The sequence below is a fragment of the Streptomyces sp. NPDC002958 genome, from assembly GCF_055563255.1.
Map to the genome: position 1 here is coordinate 108,785 of NZ_JBVHDS010000006.1, position 13,516 is coordinate 122,300.

Genomic DNA, 13,516 nt, shown 5'->3' on the forward strand with positions numbered 1-13,516 from the left:
GGGTGCCTGGTCGGTGCCCCACTGACGCTTCCCGGAAGATTCCCGTACGTCCGACCCGCAGGGGGTCGACGAGTACTGTGGGACTCGCTTCCGGTCCTCCCGGCGGGAGGCGCGCAGCATTGACACTCAACCGAGCAACCTGGTCAGTGTGCCATACGGGGCGTGAGCCTGGCCAATCGGGCGGAGGATCTTACCCGCCGTGGTCGCTCGGTCAAACGCGGACGCTCAGCGGGAGCCGTGCCGGGCGCCCCCATCGTAATTGGGTCGAGCGGTGCGCACCGCCGTGCCTACAGTGACCGGCCGGGCCGGCCGTCGTCACCAGGGGCATCGATCATGCGTACGCACTATCCGCGCACCGCCCATCTGCCCTGGTCCCCCGGGGCCACCTCGGACGACGTGCGGATCTCCGATCTCGCCGCGCTGACCGGCCGCGAGATCGTCGTCACCGAGAAGCTGGACGGCGAGAACACCACTCTCTACGCCGACGGGCTCCACGCCCGCTCCCTCGACTCCGCCCACCACCCCTCGCGGGGCTGGGTGAAGGCGCTCCAGGGCCGGGTCGGGGCGCGCATCCCCGACGGGTGGCGGGTCTGCGGCGAGAACATGTTCGCGCGCCACTCGATCCCGTACGACGGCCTGGAGAGCTTCTTCTACGGATTCTCCGTCTGGGACGGGGAGCGCTGCCTGGACTGGGACCGGACCGTGGAGTTCCTGCGGGGGCTGGGGATACCCGTGCCGCCCGTGCTGTGGCGCGGGGTCCTCGACGCCCGCGCCGAAAGGGCGCTGCGGGCACTGAAGTTGGACACCGGACGGCAGGAGGGGTACGTCGTACGGCCCGCGGACGGCTTCGGGGCGGGGGACTTCGGGCGACTGGTGGCCAAGTGGGTGCGGCCCGGCCACGTACGGACCGATACGCACTGGATGCACGCCGCCGTCGTGGAGAACGGGCTCGGCCCGGCCGCCGTCCTGTGGGCCGTACGGTCGGGGGCGCCGGTCGACGCGGCGGCACTGGCCGACGCGGCAGGCACGGCACCGGGGGACGCCGGGGCTGCCGCAGCGATGGGCGACGCCCTCGACGCGCTGGGCCGGACGGGCGAGGACCGGCTGACCGGGGTGCTGGCCGCGCTGCTGCACCGGTCCCGCCGCCCCGCACTCGCGCCCTCGCTGGCCCCCGCGCTCGGGATGCCGCTTGCCCGCCGCGTCGCGGACCTCGTCGGGCTGTACCCCGGGCTGCACCGCCCGTACCCGGACGAGGAGCGCCGCACCGGACTGGTCCGGATGTCGTTCGCCGCCGATCTGCCGCTGCTGCACGCACTGGCCGCCACGGTCGCGGACACCGCCGAGGCGCGCGAGCAGGTGGAGTGGTCGGCGCTGCACGCGGAGGACGTGGCGGAACCGGCCGGGCTGCGGGAGGCCTTCGCCGCCCTGGAGCCCGAAGCCGCGGACCGCTGCTGGGCGCAGGCCCGGGAGGCGTACGCCCTGGGCCGGGTCACCACCGCCGAGGAGGCCGTCGCCGCGACTTGGCGGTGGCGGACCGGGGACTTTCCGCGCCTGGTCCATCTGGTCGGCCCCTCCGGCAGCGGCAAAAGCACCTTCGCGCGCGGGCTGCCCGGCGTCGACACGTACCTGTCGCTGGACGATCTGCGCCTGGCCCGGGGGTCGCGCGCCGATCAGAAGGCCAACGGGGACGTGCTGCGCGAGGGGCTCGACCGGCTGGACGTCGCACTCTCCGCGGGTGGCACGGTCGTCTGGGACGCCACCTCGCTCAACGTGCACCAGCGCTCCCTGGTGCACGCGGTCGCCCGGCGCAGGGACGCGCTGCTCACCCACGCCGTGGCCCTGGTCGACGAGGCCGAACTGATCCGCCGCAACGGCCGCCGGAGCCATCCAGTGCCCCCGGAGGTGCTGACCTCACAACTGCACCGGTTCGCGCCCCCGTACCCCGGCCAGGCGCACCGGACCTGGTACATCGGCGCGAGCGGAACCGTGGAGGACAGCGCGTAAATGCGTACCAGCGAGGAGATCTACCACCGGGTCCGCTGGGACGCCCGGTTCGACCCGGCGCGCTTCGTGATGGGCGTGGCGCAGCGCGGGACGGTGCCGAAGCGGGTGCCGCTGCCCCGGTTCACGCCCGGCGGGGACATCCCCTGGCACCGGGTGCTGTTCTTCGAGGCGGACGGTGAGGTGGTGTGGGACCGGTCCTCGGGCGTGGACCGGATCGACGCGACGGACGCCGGACGGATACGCGCCCCGCGCCGGTTGCCGTCCCCGTACTTCACCTCCCGTACGCCGCACGCGTTCTCCGCACCGCAGGGCGCCTGGATGCCGGTGGAGGGGGACGTGCCCTCGCCCGGCCCCTCCGGCCCTCTGACCCTGCTGACCTGGAACACCCTCTGGGACCGCTACGACAGCGACCGCATCGACACCGCCCGGCGACGGCCCCTCCTCCTCGACGCCCTGCGCGCGGCGGACGCCGATGTCATCGCCCTCCAGGAGGCCGAACCCGCCCTGCTCGGCCTGCTGTTGGCCACGCCCTGGGTCCGCGAGAGCTACACCCTCTGGGCCGACCCCGCCGGCCGGGACGTCGGGGACTGCGGTCTGCTGCTGCTCAGCAGACTCCCCATGCGGGAGGCGGGCCTGCATGCCCTCGGCCCGCACAAGGCGGTCGCGGCCGTCGTCGTGGAAACCGCGGAAGGACCGGTCACGGTCGCCGTCACCCACCTCAGCAGCGACCACTCGGCGGACGGTGCGGGTCGACGCGACGCCGAGCTGACCGATCTGGCAACGGGGTTGGCCGCTGTCGAGGGCGATGTGGCGCTGCTCGGCGACTTCAACGACGGTGGGGACACTCCGCAGGACCGGCTGGGGATGCCGGATGCCTGGAGCCGGGTGCACGGCGCGGACGACCGCACGCCGACGTTCGACCCGTCGGTCAACCCGCTGGCCGCCGTCTCCTCCCTCAGCGGGCGGGCGTCCCGGCTGGACCGGGTGCTGGTCCGCTCGGAGCGGCTGCGACCCGTGTCGGCGGAGCTGCTGGGCGACGTACCGACGCCGGATGGGCTGTACGTATCGGACCACTTCGGGGTACGGGTGGAGCTGACCGGGGCGGCGGAGGACGGATCGGCCGCCGACGCGGCGGAGATCGTCCGCCGGGTGGCCGCCGCCCTGCCCGAGGGCCGCGTTCATCCGGTCGGCTCGCGGCGGATGGGCTGTGCGCTGCCCGGCGCCGATGTGGATCTGGTCGCGGCGCTGCCCGGTGACGGGGATCTCCCGGGGATACGGGAGCGGCTGGCCGCTGCCCTGCCGGAGGCCGTCGATCTGCGCGAGGTGACCGGTGCGCGCGTGCCCGGTCTGCGTTTCTCCCTCGACGGGCTCCGGGTGGACCTGGTGACCGTCGCGACCGGTGGCCTCTCCCCGGACGTGGCGGTGGCCCGGCGCGCCGAACTGGGCGAGGCGGCGGCCACGGCGCTCAGCGCGGTGAGCGACGCGGACGCGGTGCTCGCGGCGGCGGACCCGCACCGGGCCGCGTTCACCCGCCTCGCGCGCGAGGTGAAGGCCTGGGCCCGGGCACGCGGTCTGGACTCCGCACCGTGCGGTGGGCTGCCCGGCCTCGCCTGGTCCGTACTGGCGGCCCGCACCGCCCATGAGACCGGCGATCTGCCGCCGCTCCCCCTGCTCCGGCACTTCTTCGCGACCTGGGCGACCTGGGACTGGGACCATGCGGTCGGCTCCGGCACGGCGGGCGGGACCGTCGGCTCAGGCGGGACCGACGGACTCCCCCTCACCGTGCTGACCCCGACCGCCCCCGTCCGCTCCTGCACCACACAGGTCTCCCCAGCCGGCCGCGACCTCGTCGCCGAGGAACTCTTCCGCGCCTGGGAGATCCTGGAGTCCGTCGCCGACGACGGCCCCGTACCGCGTTCCCTGCTCTGCGCCCCGCCGCCGCTGCGTCGGCGTCACGCCGCCTGGGCGATCGTCTCCGTGCGGCACGGCGCGGCCGAGGGGCGCTTCCGCGGCCGGCTGCTGGCCCTGCTCGCCGCCCTCGCGGAGGCGGGCTCCCCGGACGCCCATGCCTGGCCCCGGCCGTACTCCGCCGACGCCTCCCACGTCCAGTACGCGATCGGCCTGGGCCGCACCCCGCCCGATGGCGCCCGGCTCGCGGAGATCGGCGCGGAGCTGCTGCGCGGCATCCCGGAGACGGGACTGCGCCGGGCCGACGGGAGCGAGGTACGGGGCCTGCGATGAGCCACGGGACGACGCCCGCCCCGTGGCGCTGTCCGTTCTTCGGTCGGCCGGGAACCCGGCGTCCTCCTTCTGACAGGACGGACGGCGCCCCTTCCGCCCCCGCTGAACATCAGCGCGCCCCGACACCCGGCTCGGCGGGCGTCGGGGCGCGGCTGCTCAGCTCTCCTACACGTACGAGACGAAGCCCGCCCACGCACCTGGCGCGAAGGCGAGGCGAGGGCCTTCGATGTCCTTGGAGTCGCGCACGTGCACCGAGTCGAGGGCCACCGCGACCTCGACGCAGTCACCTTCATTGCCGTCGCTGCTGTAGCTGCTCTTGAACCAGGCCAACTCGGAAACGTCCTGCGCGAAAGTTCTGCGGATCATGTCTCTCCCAGCATTCGCTCGATGAGGGCCAGAGTCTCTCGGGGCGTGAGAGCCTCGGCCCGGATGATGCCATACCGCAGTTCGAGGATACGGAGCTGTTTCGGGTCGGTCACCCCGCGCCCACTGAACGCCCCGTGCGAACGCCCCACTGCCGAACCGTCTCTGAACTTCAGCACTCTGATGTCCCCGTCCATGCCGGGATGCGCCTCGCGGTGCGTAGGCATCACTTGAAGGGTGACATTGCGCAACTGCCCGATCTCCAAGAGCCGTTCGAGCTGACGCCGCCACTCCGTCGCGCCCCCGATGGGGCGCCTGAGCGCCGACTCCTCCTGGACGAAACTGAGAGCAGGTCCAGGCGACCGCTCGAAGATCGACTGCCGGGCCATGCGCGCAGCCACCATCCGTTCCACCTCGTCCTGCGAGTACGCAGGCTGCCTGGCCTCGAACAGTGCCCTCGCATGGCCCGGAGTCTGCAACAGCCCATGCAGGCCGTGCGCCACGTAGGCCGCAATCTCGGCCGCCTTGGCCTCCAGCTTCGTCAGGTCCCGGATCTTCTTCGGGTACCGGGCCTCCGCCATCTCCTGCTTCATCATGGCGAGCTTCCCGCCCGCGCCCAGCACCTCGTCCGCCCCGTCCAGGAACTCCGGCCGGGGGATGCGCCGGCCGCCCTCCACCTTGTAGACGAGGTCCTCCCCGTACCCGATCGCAGCGCCCAACTCTGCGGCGCGCAGCCCCGCCGCCTCCCGCCACGCCTTGATCTGGCGCCCCACCGCGGCAACCACCGCCACCACCGACTCGTCGTCCGGGTCAACGTCCCAACCAGGCTCGTCCGCCCCGGTGTCACCGCGCTCCGTACCGGCCTCATCCACGCTCATCCGTGCCCCACTTCCGACGCGCTTACCGTTCTTGCCCCAACTCCTGATGTCCCCGGTACGTCACCCCGGACAGCCGGGACAGCACTGGACAAGCACGGGACAACCTCCGTACGCATGGGGCTCATCGCTCTTCACGGTAGGCACGCCTGGCCACGCTGAGAGACGTGACCCAAGAAATCACCCGAACCGAACATTCCGCTCACGTCCGGCAGTTCACCGTGCTGCTCTCCCCCACCCGCCGGGGCGCCAGGCTCGCCCGACTCCTCGCCACGGCGCATCTGGGCGATTGGGGAATCGTCTGCGAACCGGCCGCGCACATCGTCGCCGAGCTGGCCGCCAACGCCGCCGTCCACGGCCGCGTGCCCGGCCGGGACTTCCAACTCACCCTCACCACCCACCGCGACGAGCTCCTGCGGATCGAGGTGACCGACACCCGGGGCGAGCAACTGCCTCCCACGCCCGGCACCACGTCCGCTCCCGCCGACGACTCTGAGTCCGGGCGCGGCCTCCTCATCGTCGAAGCTCTCGCCGACCGCTGGGGTGTCACCCCCGGGCCCGTCCCGCGCAAGACGATCTGGGCCGAACTCGACCTCGTACCGCGACCGCTCCACCGCGTCGTGGAAACCCACGCCCCGGTGAACCACGTCCCCGCGCTCCACGACACATAAAGCTTTAAAGAACCTGGGGAAATCACCCTCCCCACCCAAACCCAACCGCCGTCACTCACTCGGGTGAAATAGGACAACTGGGCTGGATTTCATGCGGGTTGGCTGGCATATGCTCGCCGCGACAACTCCAGACATGCGACGGCCCCCGACGAGATTCGCACTCTCAACCGGGGGCCTGACCACCGAGGAAGTAGGAGCTTCCCGATGGATACCCAGCAGATTACCGCGCCCTCGCGCGCCCCGTCCCCCGTACCCGGAGACACCACGCCGTCATCCGGTGTCATCCACATCAACTTCCGGCACGCCGCGGGCTTCACCGTCATCGGCAACCACCTCGCCCAGCACCGCGGACTCTCCCTCGCCGCGATCGGGCTCGCCACCCACATCCAGTCGCTCCCCGCCGGAGCCAGGATCGGCATCAAACACCTCGCCGAACGCTTCCCCGAGAGCGAAACCCGCATCGCCGCCGCCCTGCGCGAACTCGAAGCCACCGGCTACCTCCACCGCAGCCGCGTACGCCTCCCCGACGGCCGCATCGTCACCCGCACCGTCTCGTACAACCAGCCGAGCACCGACGCGTCCACCACCGCAGCGCCGCAACCAAGGACCAAGCGCAGCAAACCGGCAGCCCCGCTGCCCACACCACAGCCACCACCACGCGAGACCGCCCCCGAAGCTCGCCCCACCCCGGCGCTCACACCGCAACCACAGCCACTGCCGCTGCCGCTGCCACTGCCAGCTCCCGTCCTCGTACCGGCCCCCACCACGCGCACCACACCGCCACCGCCGCTCCCCCAGCCACAGGAACTCACGCCGGAGCTCCAGCGCGTGGCCACCGCGCTCCTCGCCGACCTGCGCCGCCACGCACCTCAACTCGTCCTATCCGAGAACGACATCCACACCCTCGCCCCCGGCGTCGCCACCTGGCTCGAACGCGATGCCCACCCCGACACCATCCGCCACGCCCTCACCACCGACCTCCCCGTACCCCTCAAGCACCCGGCCAAGCTTCTGCGCCACCGGATCACGGCACTCCTGCCACCACCGCTGCCGGGCGCTCAGGACATCGCACTCACTCGCCCCGGCGTCATCGTCATCCCGCTCCAGAACTGCGACCGCTGCGACCGCGCCTTCCGCTCCCGCCACCCCGGCCACTGCCGCGACTGCCGCGCCGAACTGCACACAGCTGCCTGACCGGAACATCACCCACAACCCGAACGGACCTCCATGGTCAGCTCGCCCCACGAGGCAATGCACCGCATCTTCCAGGAGTACCCCGACCTCTTCTCCCGCGTCTCCGAGGTGCTCGGAGTCGCCATCCCACCACCCACCTCAGTCACCCTCATGTCCACCGACCTCACCGAGGCCCGGCCGGTCGAACGCCGCGTGGACACCCTGCTGCGGATCGAAACCGAGGATGACGGATCCTTCCTCCTCGCCATCGAGGCCCAGGGCAAGAAGGACCCCGACAAGACCGTCAGCTGGCCGTACTACGTCACCTACCTCAACAACAAATACCGGCTGCCGACCCTGCTCCTGGTCGTCTGCCAGGACCACGCCACCGCCGAATGGGCCGCACGCCCCATCTCCATCGGCCTCCGTCAATGGCAGACGCTCACCCTGTACCCCCTCGTCGCGGGCCCGCACAACATGCCCGTCATCACCGAGGTGGCCGAAGCCCGCAAAGACCTCGCGCTCGCCACCCTGGCCGCGATCACACACGCCGACAATCCGGACGTCGGTGCCATACTGAAAACCCTGTCCGCCGCACTGCGGGACACACCGGAAACCATCGCCGACCCCATCGTCGAACTCACCGCACAGGGCCTGGGCAACCGCCCGGCCGCACAGCACTGGAGGAACCTGGTGGCCGTGGACCTCTCCTTCTACACGTCCTTCATGTCGGAAGAAATCCGGGACGAAGGCCGAGCACAAGGCCGAGCACAAGGCCGCGCGCAAGGCCGCGCCGAGGACATCCTGCTCGTACTGGAGGAGCGCGGCATCGCCGTTCCCGACAAGGTTCGTGGGCGGATCACCGATTGCGGCGACCCCGAGACTCTGCGCCAGTGGCTCATGCGAGCCGTCACCACCACCTCTGCCGAGGAGATCTTCGCCGAGGAGTAGCTCATCCCGGTGGCTGCGCCCCGCCTACCCACAGACCCGCAGGTACCAGCCCACCATGCGGTGACAGCGGTCGGCGAGAATCCGACCATGCCAACGAGCAACACCACGACCTGGGCCCTGCGCCCGGCCCGCCCCGAGGATGTCGAGGCGATGGCCGAGCTCAGGGCCACCGTGATGCGCCCCGACCTGGAGCGACTCGGGCGCTACGACGAGCACCGCGTACGGCAACGGTTGCGGGACGTCTACGCACCGGAGCACGCCTCGGTCGTCGTCGCGGACGGAGAGTTCGCGGGCTGCGTCACCCTGCGGCCGGTCGAGGACGGGCTGTGGACGGATACGGGCGGCTGCTCGAGGACCGGGTGGGCTTCCACGGGTACGGGCCGGTGTCCGCCGGGGGGTCGCCGGGCGGCCCGGTGCTGCTCGGCCGCACCGAACAGGGCCTGATCCAACTCCGTACCGCCCAAGGGATCTCCGTACGCGAGCGCGGGCCGGTGGCGCTGGACGGGCCCGCACTGCTCTGGGACCCGACGCCCTGCCCTGGCTCTGGCGCACCTGAGGAGTCTCAGAACATGCCGAAAAGCCCCGGTCCACCGCTTGCGCGGCGGGCCGGGGCCCTTCTTGGTGCTCTGTGCGGAGCAACCAGGTCAGACAGTCAGGTAATTACTTGACGATCTTGGTGACCTGGCCGGCGCCCACGGTCCGGCCACCCTCACGGATGGCGAACTTCAGGCCCTCTTCCATGGCGACCGGCTGGATCAGCACGACGTTCATGACGGTGTTGTCGCCCGGCATGACCATCTCGGTGCCCTCGGGAAGGGTCACAACGCCCGTCACGTCCGTGGTACGGAAGTAGAACTGCGGGCGGTAGTTGTTGAAGAACGGGGTGTGACGGCCACCCTCGTCCTTCGACAGGATGTAGGCCTGGGCCTCGAACTCGGTGTGCGGCGTGACCGAACCGGGCTTGATGATGACCTGGCCGCGCTCGACGTCCTCGCGCTTGATGCCACGGAGGAGCAGACCGACGTTCTCACCGGCCTGGCCCTCGTCGAGCAGCTTGCGGAACATCTCGATGCCGGTGACCGTGGTGGTGGTCTTCTCCTGCTTGATACCGACGATGTCGACGGTCTCGTTGACCTTCAGGACACCACGCTCGATACGACCGGTGACGACGGTGCCACGACCGGTGATCGTGAAGACGTCCTCGATCGGCATCAGGAACGGCTTGTCGACGTCGCGCTCGGGCTGCGGGATCGACTCGTCGACGGCCTTCATCAGGTCGAGGACGGTCTGGCCCCACTCCTTGTCGCCCTCAAGGGCCTTGAGCGCCGAGACCTTGACGACCGGCAGGTCGTCGCCCGGGAACTCGTACTCGGAGAGGAGCTCACGGACCTCGAGCTCGACGAGCTCCAGGATCTCCTCGTCGTCCACCATGTCGGCCTTGTTCAGGGCGACGACGATGTACGGAACGCCGACCTGGCGGGCCAGGAGCACATGCTCCTTGGTCTGCGGCATCGGGCCGTCGGTGGCGGCGACCACGAGGATGGCGCCGTCCATCTGCGCCGCACCCGTGATCATGTTCTTGATGTAGTCCGCGTGACCCGGGCAGTCGACGTGCGCGTAGTGACGCTGCTCCGTCTGGTACTCGACGTGCGCGATCGAAATCGTGATACCGCGCTGGCGCTCCTCGGGAGCCTTGTCGATCTGGTCGAAGGCCGAGGCCTCGTTCAGGTCCGGGTACGCGTCGTGCAGCACCTTGGTAATGGCGGCCGTGAGGGTCGTCTTACCGTGGTCAATGTGACCGATGGTGCCGATGTTGACGTGCGGCTTAGTCCGCTCGAACTTCGCCTTCGCCACTGGGTCCTCCTGTGGAGTGGTTCTGTACGCCTTGCTTCATCGGCGCCAGGTGATCTTTGCTGGGATGCCGGGGCCGGGGGCGATCGCCGCATTGCTTGCGCTCCGCGACGAATGCCCCCAGGCTCCGGTGACAAGCCTAAAGCGTGAGCTCGGGAGAGTTACTCGCCCTTGGCCTTCGCGATGATCTCCTCGGCGACGTTCCGCGGAACCTCGGCGTAGGAGTCGAACTGCATCGAGTAGCTTGCGCGACCCGAGGTCTTGCTGCGGAGGTCTCCGACGTAGCCGAACATCTCCGAAAGGGGCACGAGGCCCTTCACGACGCGAGCGCCGCTGCGCTCCTCCATGGCCTGGATCTGGCCACGGCGGGAGTTGATGTCACCGATGACATCGCCCATGTAGTCCTCGGGCGTGGTCACCTCGATGGCCATCATCGGCTCGAGGAGCACGGGGGACGCCTTGCGGGCACCCTCCTTGAACGCCTGCGAACCGGCGATCTTGAACGCCAGCTCGGAGGAGTCGACCTCGTGGTAGCCACCGTCGAGAAGGATGACGCGGACGCCCACCATCTCGTAGCCGGCCAGGATGCCGAACTGCATGGCTTCCTGAGCACCCGCGTCCACCGAGGGGATGTACTCACGGGGGATGCGGCCACCGGTGACCTTGTTGACGAACTCGTACGAGGTCTCGCCGCTCTCGATGGGCTCGATCGCGATCTGCACCTTGGCGAACTGACCGGTACCACCGGTCTGCTTCTTGTGGGTGTAGTCGATGCGCTCGACGGCCTTGCGGATCGTCTCGCGGTACGCGACCTGGGGCTTGCCGACGTTGGCCTCGACGCGGAACTCGCGCTTCATGCGGTCGACGAGCACCTCGAGGTGAAGCTCGCCCATACCACCGATGATGGTCTGGCCGGTCTCCTCGTCCGAGTGGACCTGGAAGGAGGGGTCCTCCTCCGAGAGGCGCTGGATGGCGACACCCAGCTTCTCCTGGTCACCCTTGGACTTGGGCTCGATGGCGACCTGGATCACCGGTGCCGGGAAGTCCATGGACTCCAGGATCACCGGGTTCTTGTCGTCGCACAGCGTCTCACCGGTGGTGGTCTGCTTGAGGCCCATGACGGCGATGATGTCGCCGGCGCCCACCGAATCGATCTCCTCACGCTTGTTCGCGTGCATGCGGTAGATCTTGCCGATGCGCTCCTTCTTGCCCTTGACGGAGTTCAGCACCGCGGTGCCGGACTCCAGGCGGCCCGAGTAAACCCGGACGAAGGTGAGCTTGCCGAGGTGCGGGTCGCTCATGATCTTGAACGCCAGCGCCGCGAGCGGCTCGTCGTCGGACGGCGTGCGCTTGACGACGGCCTCGGGGTCCTTGACGTCGTGGCCCTCGATGGCCTCGACGTCCAGGGGCGAGGGGAGGTAGCGCACAACGGCGTCGAGCAGGGGCTGGACGCCCTTGTTCTTGAACGCGGTGCCGCAGAACACGGGGGTGACGGTGGTCTCGCCGCCCTTGCCCGAGTTGATGGTGATGCGACGAATGCCCGCGTAGAGCTGCTCCGCGGTGGGCTCCTCGCCCTCCAGGTAGAGCTCCATGAGCGCCTCGTCGTTCTCCGCGGCAGCCTCGAGGAGCTTGGCCCGGTACTCCTCGGCCTTCTCCGCGAGCTCGGCGGGGATGTCGACGATGTCGTACGCCTCGCCCTTGGTCGCTTCCGCGGGGTAGACGAACGCCTTCATCGTCACGAGGTCGATGACGCCCGTGAAGTCGGCCTCGGCGCCGATGGGGAGCTGCATCACGATCGGGGTCGCGCCGAGGCGGTCCGTGATCATGGTGACGCAGCGGAAGAAGTCGGCACCGGTGCGGTCGAGCTTGTTGACGAAGCAGATACGCGGCACGCCGTAGCGGTCCGCCTGACGCCAGACGGTCTCGGACTGCGGCTCGACGCCCGCCACACCGTCGAACACGGTGACGGCGCCGTCGAGGACGCGGAGCGAACGCTCCACCTCGACGGTGAAGTCGACGTGACCCGGGGTGTCGATGATGTTGATGGTGTGGTCAACATCATTGAGCGGCCAGTGGCAGGTCGTCGCGGCAGACGTGATCGTGATGCCGCGCTCCTGCTCCTGCTCCATCCAGTCCATCGTGGCAGCGCCGTCGTGGACCTCACCGATCTTGTACGAAACGCCGGTGTAGAACAGGATCCGCTCAGTGGTGGTCGTCTTGCCCGCGTCGATGTGGGCCATGATCCCGATGTTGCGGACCTTGGCCAGGTCAAGCGAAGTGGTGGCCATAAGGCTCAATCTTCTCTCGGTCTCGATGTGGGTAGCGACTACCAGCGGTAGTGCGCGAAGGCCTTGTTGGACTCGGCCATCTTGTGGGTGTCCTCGCGCTTCTTGACAGCAGCGCCAAGACCGTTGGAGGCGTCGAGCAGCTCGTTCATGAGGCGCTCGGTCATGGTCTTCTCGCGGCGGGCGCGGGAGTAACCCACGAGCCAGCGCAGCGCGAGGGTGGAGGCGCGACCGGGCTTGACCTCGATCGGCACCTGGTAGGTGGCGCCACCGACACGGCGGGACTTGACCTCGAGCGAGGGCTTGACGTTCTCAAGCGCGCGCTTCAGCGTGATGACCGGGTCGTTGCCGGTCTTCTCGCGGAGGCCTTCCATGGCGCCGTACACGATCCGCTCGGCAGTGGAACGCTTGCCGTTGAGCAGGATCTTGTTGATCAGCGAGGTGACAAGAGGAGAACCGTAGACCGGGTCGATGATGACCGGGCGCTTCGGGGCGGGGCCCTTACGAGGCATTCTTACTTCTCCTTCTTGGCGCCGTAGCGGCTGCGGGCCTGCTTGCGGTTCTTGACACCCTGGGTGTCGAGCGAGCCGCGGATGATCTTGTAACGAACACCCGGCAGGTCCTTCACACGGCCACCACGCACGAGCACGATGGAGTGCTCCTGCAGGTTGTGTCCCTCACCCGGGATGTAGGCCGTGACCTCGATACCGGAGGTCAGACGCACACGCGCGACCTTACGGAGTGCCGAGTTCGGCTTCTTCGGGGTGGTCGTGAACACACGCGTGCAGACGCCGCGGCGCTGGGGCGAACCCTCGAGTGCGGGCGTCTTGTTCTTCTCGACCTTGTCCTGCCGGCCCTTCCGGACCAGCTGCTGGATCGTAGGCACTACTTCTCCGGTTTCTGTGTGCCGATCGTGAAACTAACCTGGAACGTCACCGACCCACGCGGTCGGGTGTGTCGAATGCTGCAGGCTCCTGCCGCAAGGCAGAAGGGGCGCAGATTGCGGTGGCCACTGACGGACTCGCCATGCGGTTGAGGACACGCACAGGAGCCCAGGCACACCCCAGGCACAAGGTCTGAGCGTACCTACCTCATCGACTCC

11 protein-coding genes and 1 pseudogene are annotated in these 13,516 nt (G+C 69.4%); 6 read left to right on the forward strand and 6 right to left on the reverse strand.

Translation table 11 applies throughout. The features are described from left to right. Positions 1 to 333 precede the first annotated feature (333 nt). Positions 334 to 2,004 (forward strand): RNA ligase family protein, encoded by a 1,671-nt coding sequence (locus ACZ3IC_RS13265; RefSeq protein WP_467415610.1) that lies wholly within the window; start codon positions 334 to 336, stop codon positions 2,002 to 2,004. Continuing rightward, a complete protein-coding gene (locus ACZ3IC_RS13270; protein WP_467415613.1) occupies positions 2,005 to 4,245 on the forward strand; it encodes a poly(A) polymerase in 2,241 nt (746 codons plus the stop codon). Positions 4,246 to 4,410: 165 nt separating this feature from the next. Here the strand turns inward: ACZ3IC_RS13270 and ACZ3IC_RS13275 are convergent, their stop codons facing one another. Both ACZ3IC_RS13275 and ACZ3IC_RS13280 read right to left on the reverse strand, forming a co-directional pair. After that, positions 4,411 to 4,611, reverse strand: a complete 201-nt coding sequence (locus tag ACZ3IC_RS13275) for a DUF397 domain-containing protein (RefSeq protein ID WP_467415614.1) — start codon at positions 4,609 to 4,611, stop codon at positions 4,411 to 4,413. Further along, positions 4,608 to 5,486, reverse strand: a complete 879-nt coding sequence (locus tag ACZ3IC_RS13280; protein WP_467415616.1) for a helix-turn-helix domain-containing protein — start codon at positions 5,484 to 5,486, stop codon at positions 4,608 to 4,610. Before ACZ3IC_RS13280 ends, ACZ3IC_RS13275 begins: the two co-directional genes overlap by 4 nt. A gap of 164 nt (positions 5,487 to 5,650) precedes the next feature. On the opposite strand from ACZ3IC_RS13280, the gene ACZ3IC_RS13285 reads away from it, so the two are divergent. From ACZ3IC_RS13285 to ACZ3IC_RS13300, 4 genes and pseudogenes are all read left to right on the forward strand, one after another. Further along, positions 5,651 to 6,154: an ATP-binding protein gene (locus tag ACZ3IC_RS13285; RefSeq protein ID WP_467415618.1), complete on the forward strand. Its 504-nt coding sequence runs from the start codon at positions 5,651 to 5,653 to the stop codon at positions 6,152 to 6,154. Positions 6,155 to 6,358: 204 nt separating this feature from the next. Continuing rightward, entirely contained in the window at positions 6,359 to 7,348 is a 990-nt protein-coding gene (locus tag ACZ3IC_RS13290; RefSeq protein ID WP_467415620.1) for a helix-turn-helix domain-containing protein, read from the forward strand. Between the two features lie 33 nt (positions 7,349 to 7,381). Further along, positions 7,382 to 8,278 (forward strand): RpnC/YadD family protein, encoded by an 897-nt coding sequence (locus ACZ3IC_RS13295; RefSeq protein ID WP_467415621.1) that lies wholly within the window; start codon positions 7,382 to 7,384, stop codon positions 8,276 to 8,278. A gap of 87 nt (positions 8,279 to 8,365) precedes the next feature. Further along, positions 8,366 to 8,614, forward strand: a pseudogene (locus tag ACZ3IC_RS13300) (GNAT family N-acetyltransferase); the annotation flags it as partial. Between the two features lie 324 nt (positions 8,615 to 8,938). Here the strand turns inward: ACZ3IC_RS13300 and tuf are convergent. From tuf to rpsL, 4 genes are all read right to left on the reverse strand, one after another. Next, positions 8,939 to 10,132, reverse strand: coding sequence for an elongation factor Tu (tuf, locus tag ACZ3IC_RS13305; protein ID WP_467415625.1), 1,194 nt, complete (start codon positions 10,130 to 10,132; stop codon positions 8,939 to 8,941). Positions 10,133 to 10,290: 158 nt separating this feature from the next. Continuing rightward, positions 10,291 to 12,417, reverse strand: a complete 2,127-nt coding sequence (gene fusA, locus ACZ3IC_RS13310; protein WP_467415626.1) for an elongation factor G — start codon at positions 12,415 to 12,417, stop codon at positions 10,291 to 10,293. A 38-nt stretch (positions 12,418 to 12,455) separates the two neighbouring features. After that, on the reverse strand, positions 12,456 to 12,926 hold the full coding sequence (gene rpsG / locus ACZ3IC_RS13315) for a 30S ribosomal protein S7 (RefSeq protein WP_093897234.1): 471 nt from the start codon (positions 12,924 to 12,926) through the stop codon (positions 12,456 to 12,458). Positions 12,927 to 12,928: 2 nt separating this feature from the next. Then, positions 12,929 to 13,300, reverse strand: coding sequence for a 30S ribosomal protein S12 (rpsL, locus tag ACZ3IC_RS13320; RefSeq protein WP_003948652.1), 372 nt, complete (start codon positions 13,298 to 13,300; stop codon positions 12,929 to 12,931). Positions 13,301 to 13,516 lie beyond the last annotated feature (216 nt).

What these genes read in the sequence shown, in the direction of transcription:
- rpsG (WP_093897234.1), bottom strand. Translation starts at nt 12,926, where the DNA reads ATGCCTCGTAAGGGCCCCGCCCCGAAGCGCCCGGTCATCATCGACCCG.
- fusA (WP_467415626.1), bottom strand. Translation starts at nt 12,417, where the DNA reads ATGGCCACCACTTCGCTTGACCTGGCCAAGGTCCGCAACATCGGGATC.
- ACZ3IC_RS13295 (WP_467415621.1), top strand. Translation starts at nt 7,382, where the DNA reads ATGGTCAGCTCGCCCCACGAGGCAATGCACCGCATCTTCCAGGAGTAC.
- ACZ3IC_RS13275 (WP_467415614.1), bottom strand. Translation starts at nt 4,611, where the DNA reads ATGATCCGCAGAACTTTCGCGCAGGACGTTTCCGAGTTGGCCTGGTTC.
- ACZ3IC_RS13270 (WP_467415613.1), top strand. Translation starts at nt 2,005, where the DNA reads ATGCGTACCAGCGAGGAGATCTACCACCGGGTCCGCTGGGACGCCCGG.
- ACZ3IC_RS13280 (WP_467415616.1), bottom strand. Translation starts at nt 5,486, where the DNA reads ATGAGCGTGGATGAGGCCGGTACGGAGCGCGGTGACACCGGGGCGGAC.
- ACZ3IC_RS13265 (WP_467415610.1), top strand. Translation starts at nt 334, where the DNA reads ATGCGTACGCACTATCCGCGCACCGCCCATCTGCCCTGGTCCCCCGGG.
- ACZ3IC_RS13290 (WP_467415620.1), top strand. Translation starts at nt 6,359, where the DNA reads ATGGATACCCAGCAGATTACCGCGCCCTCGCGCGCCCCGTCCCCCGTA.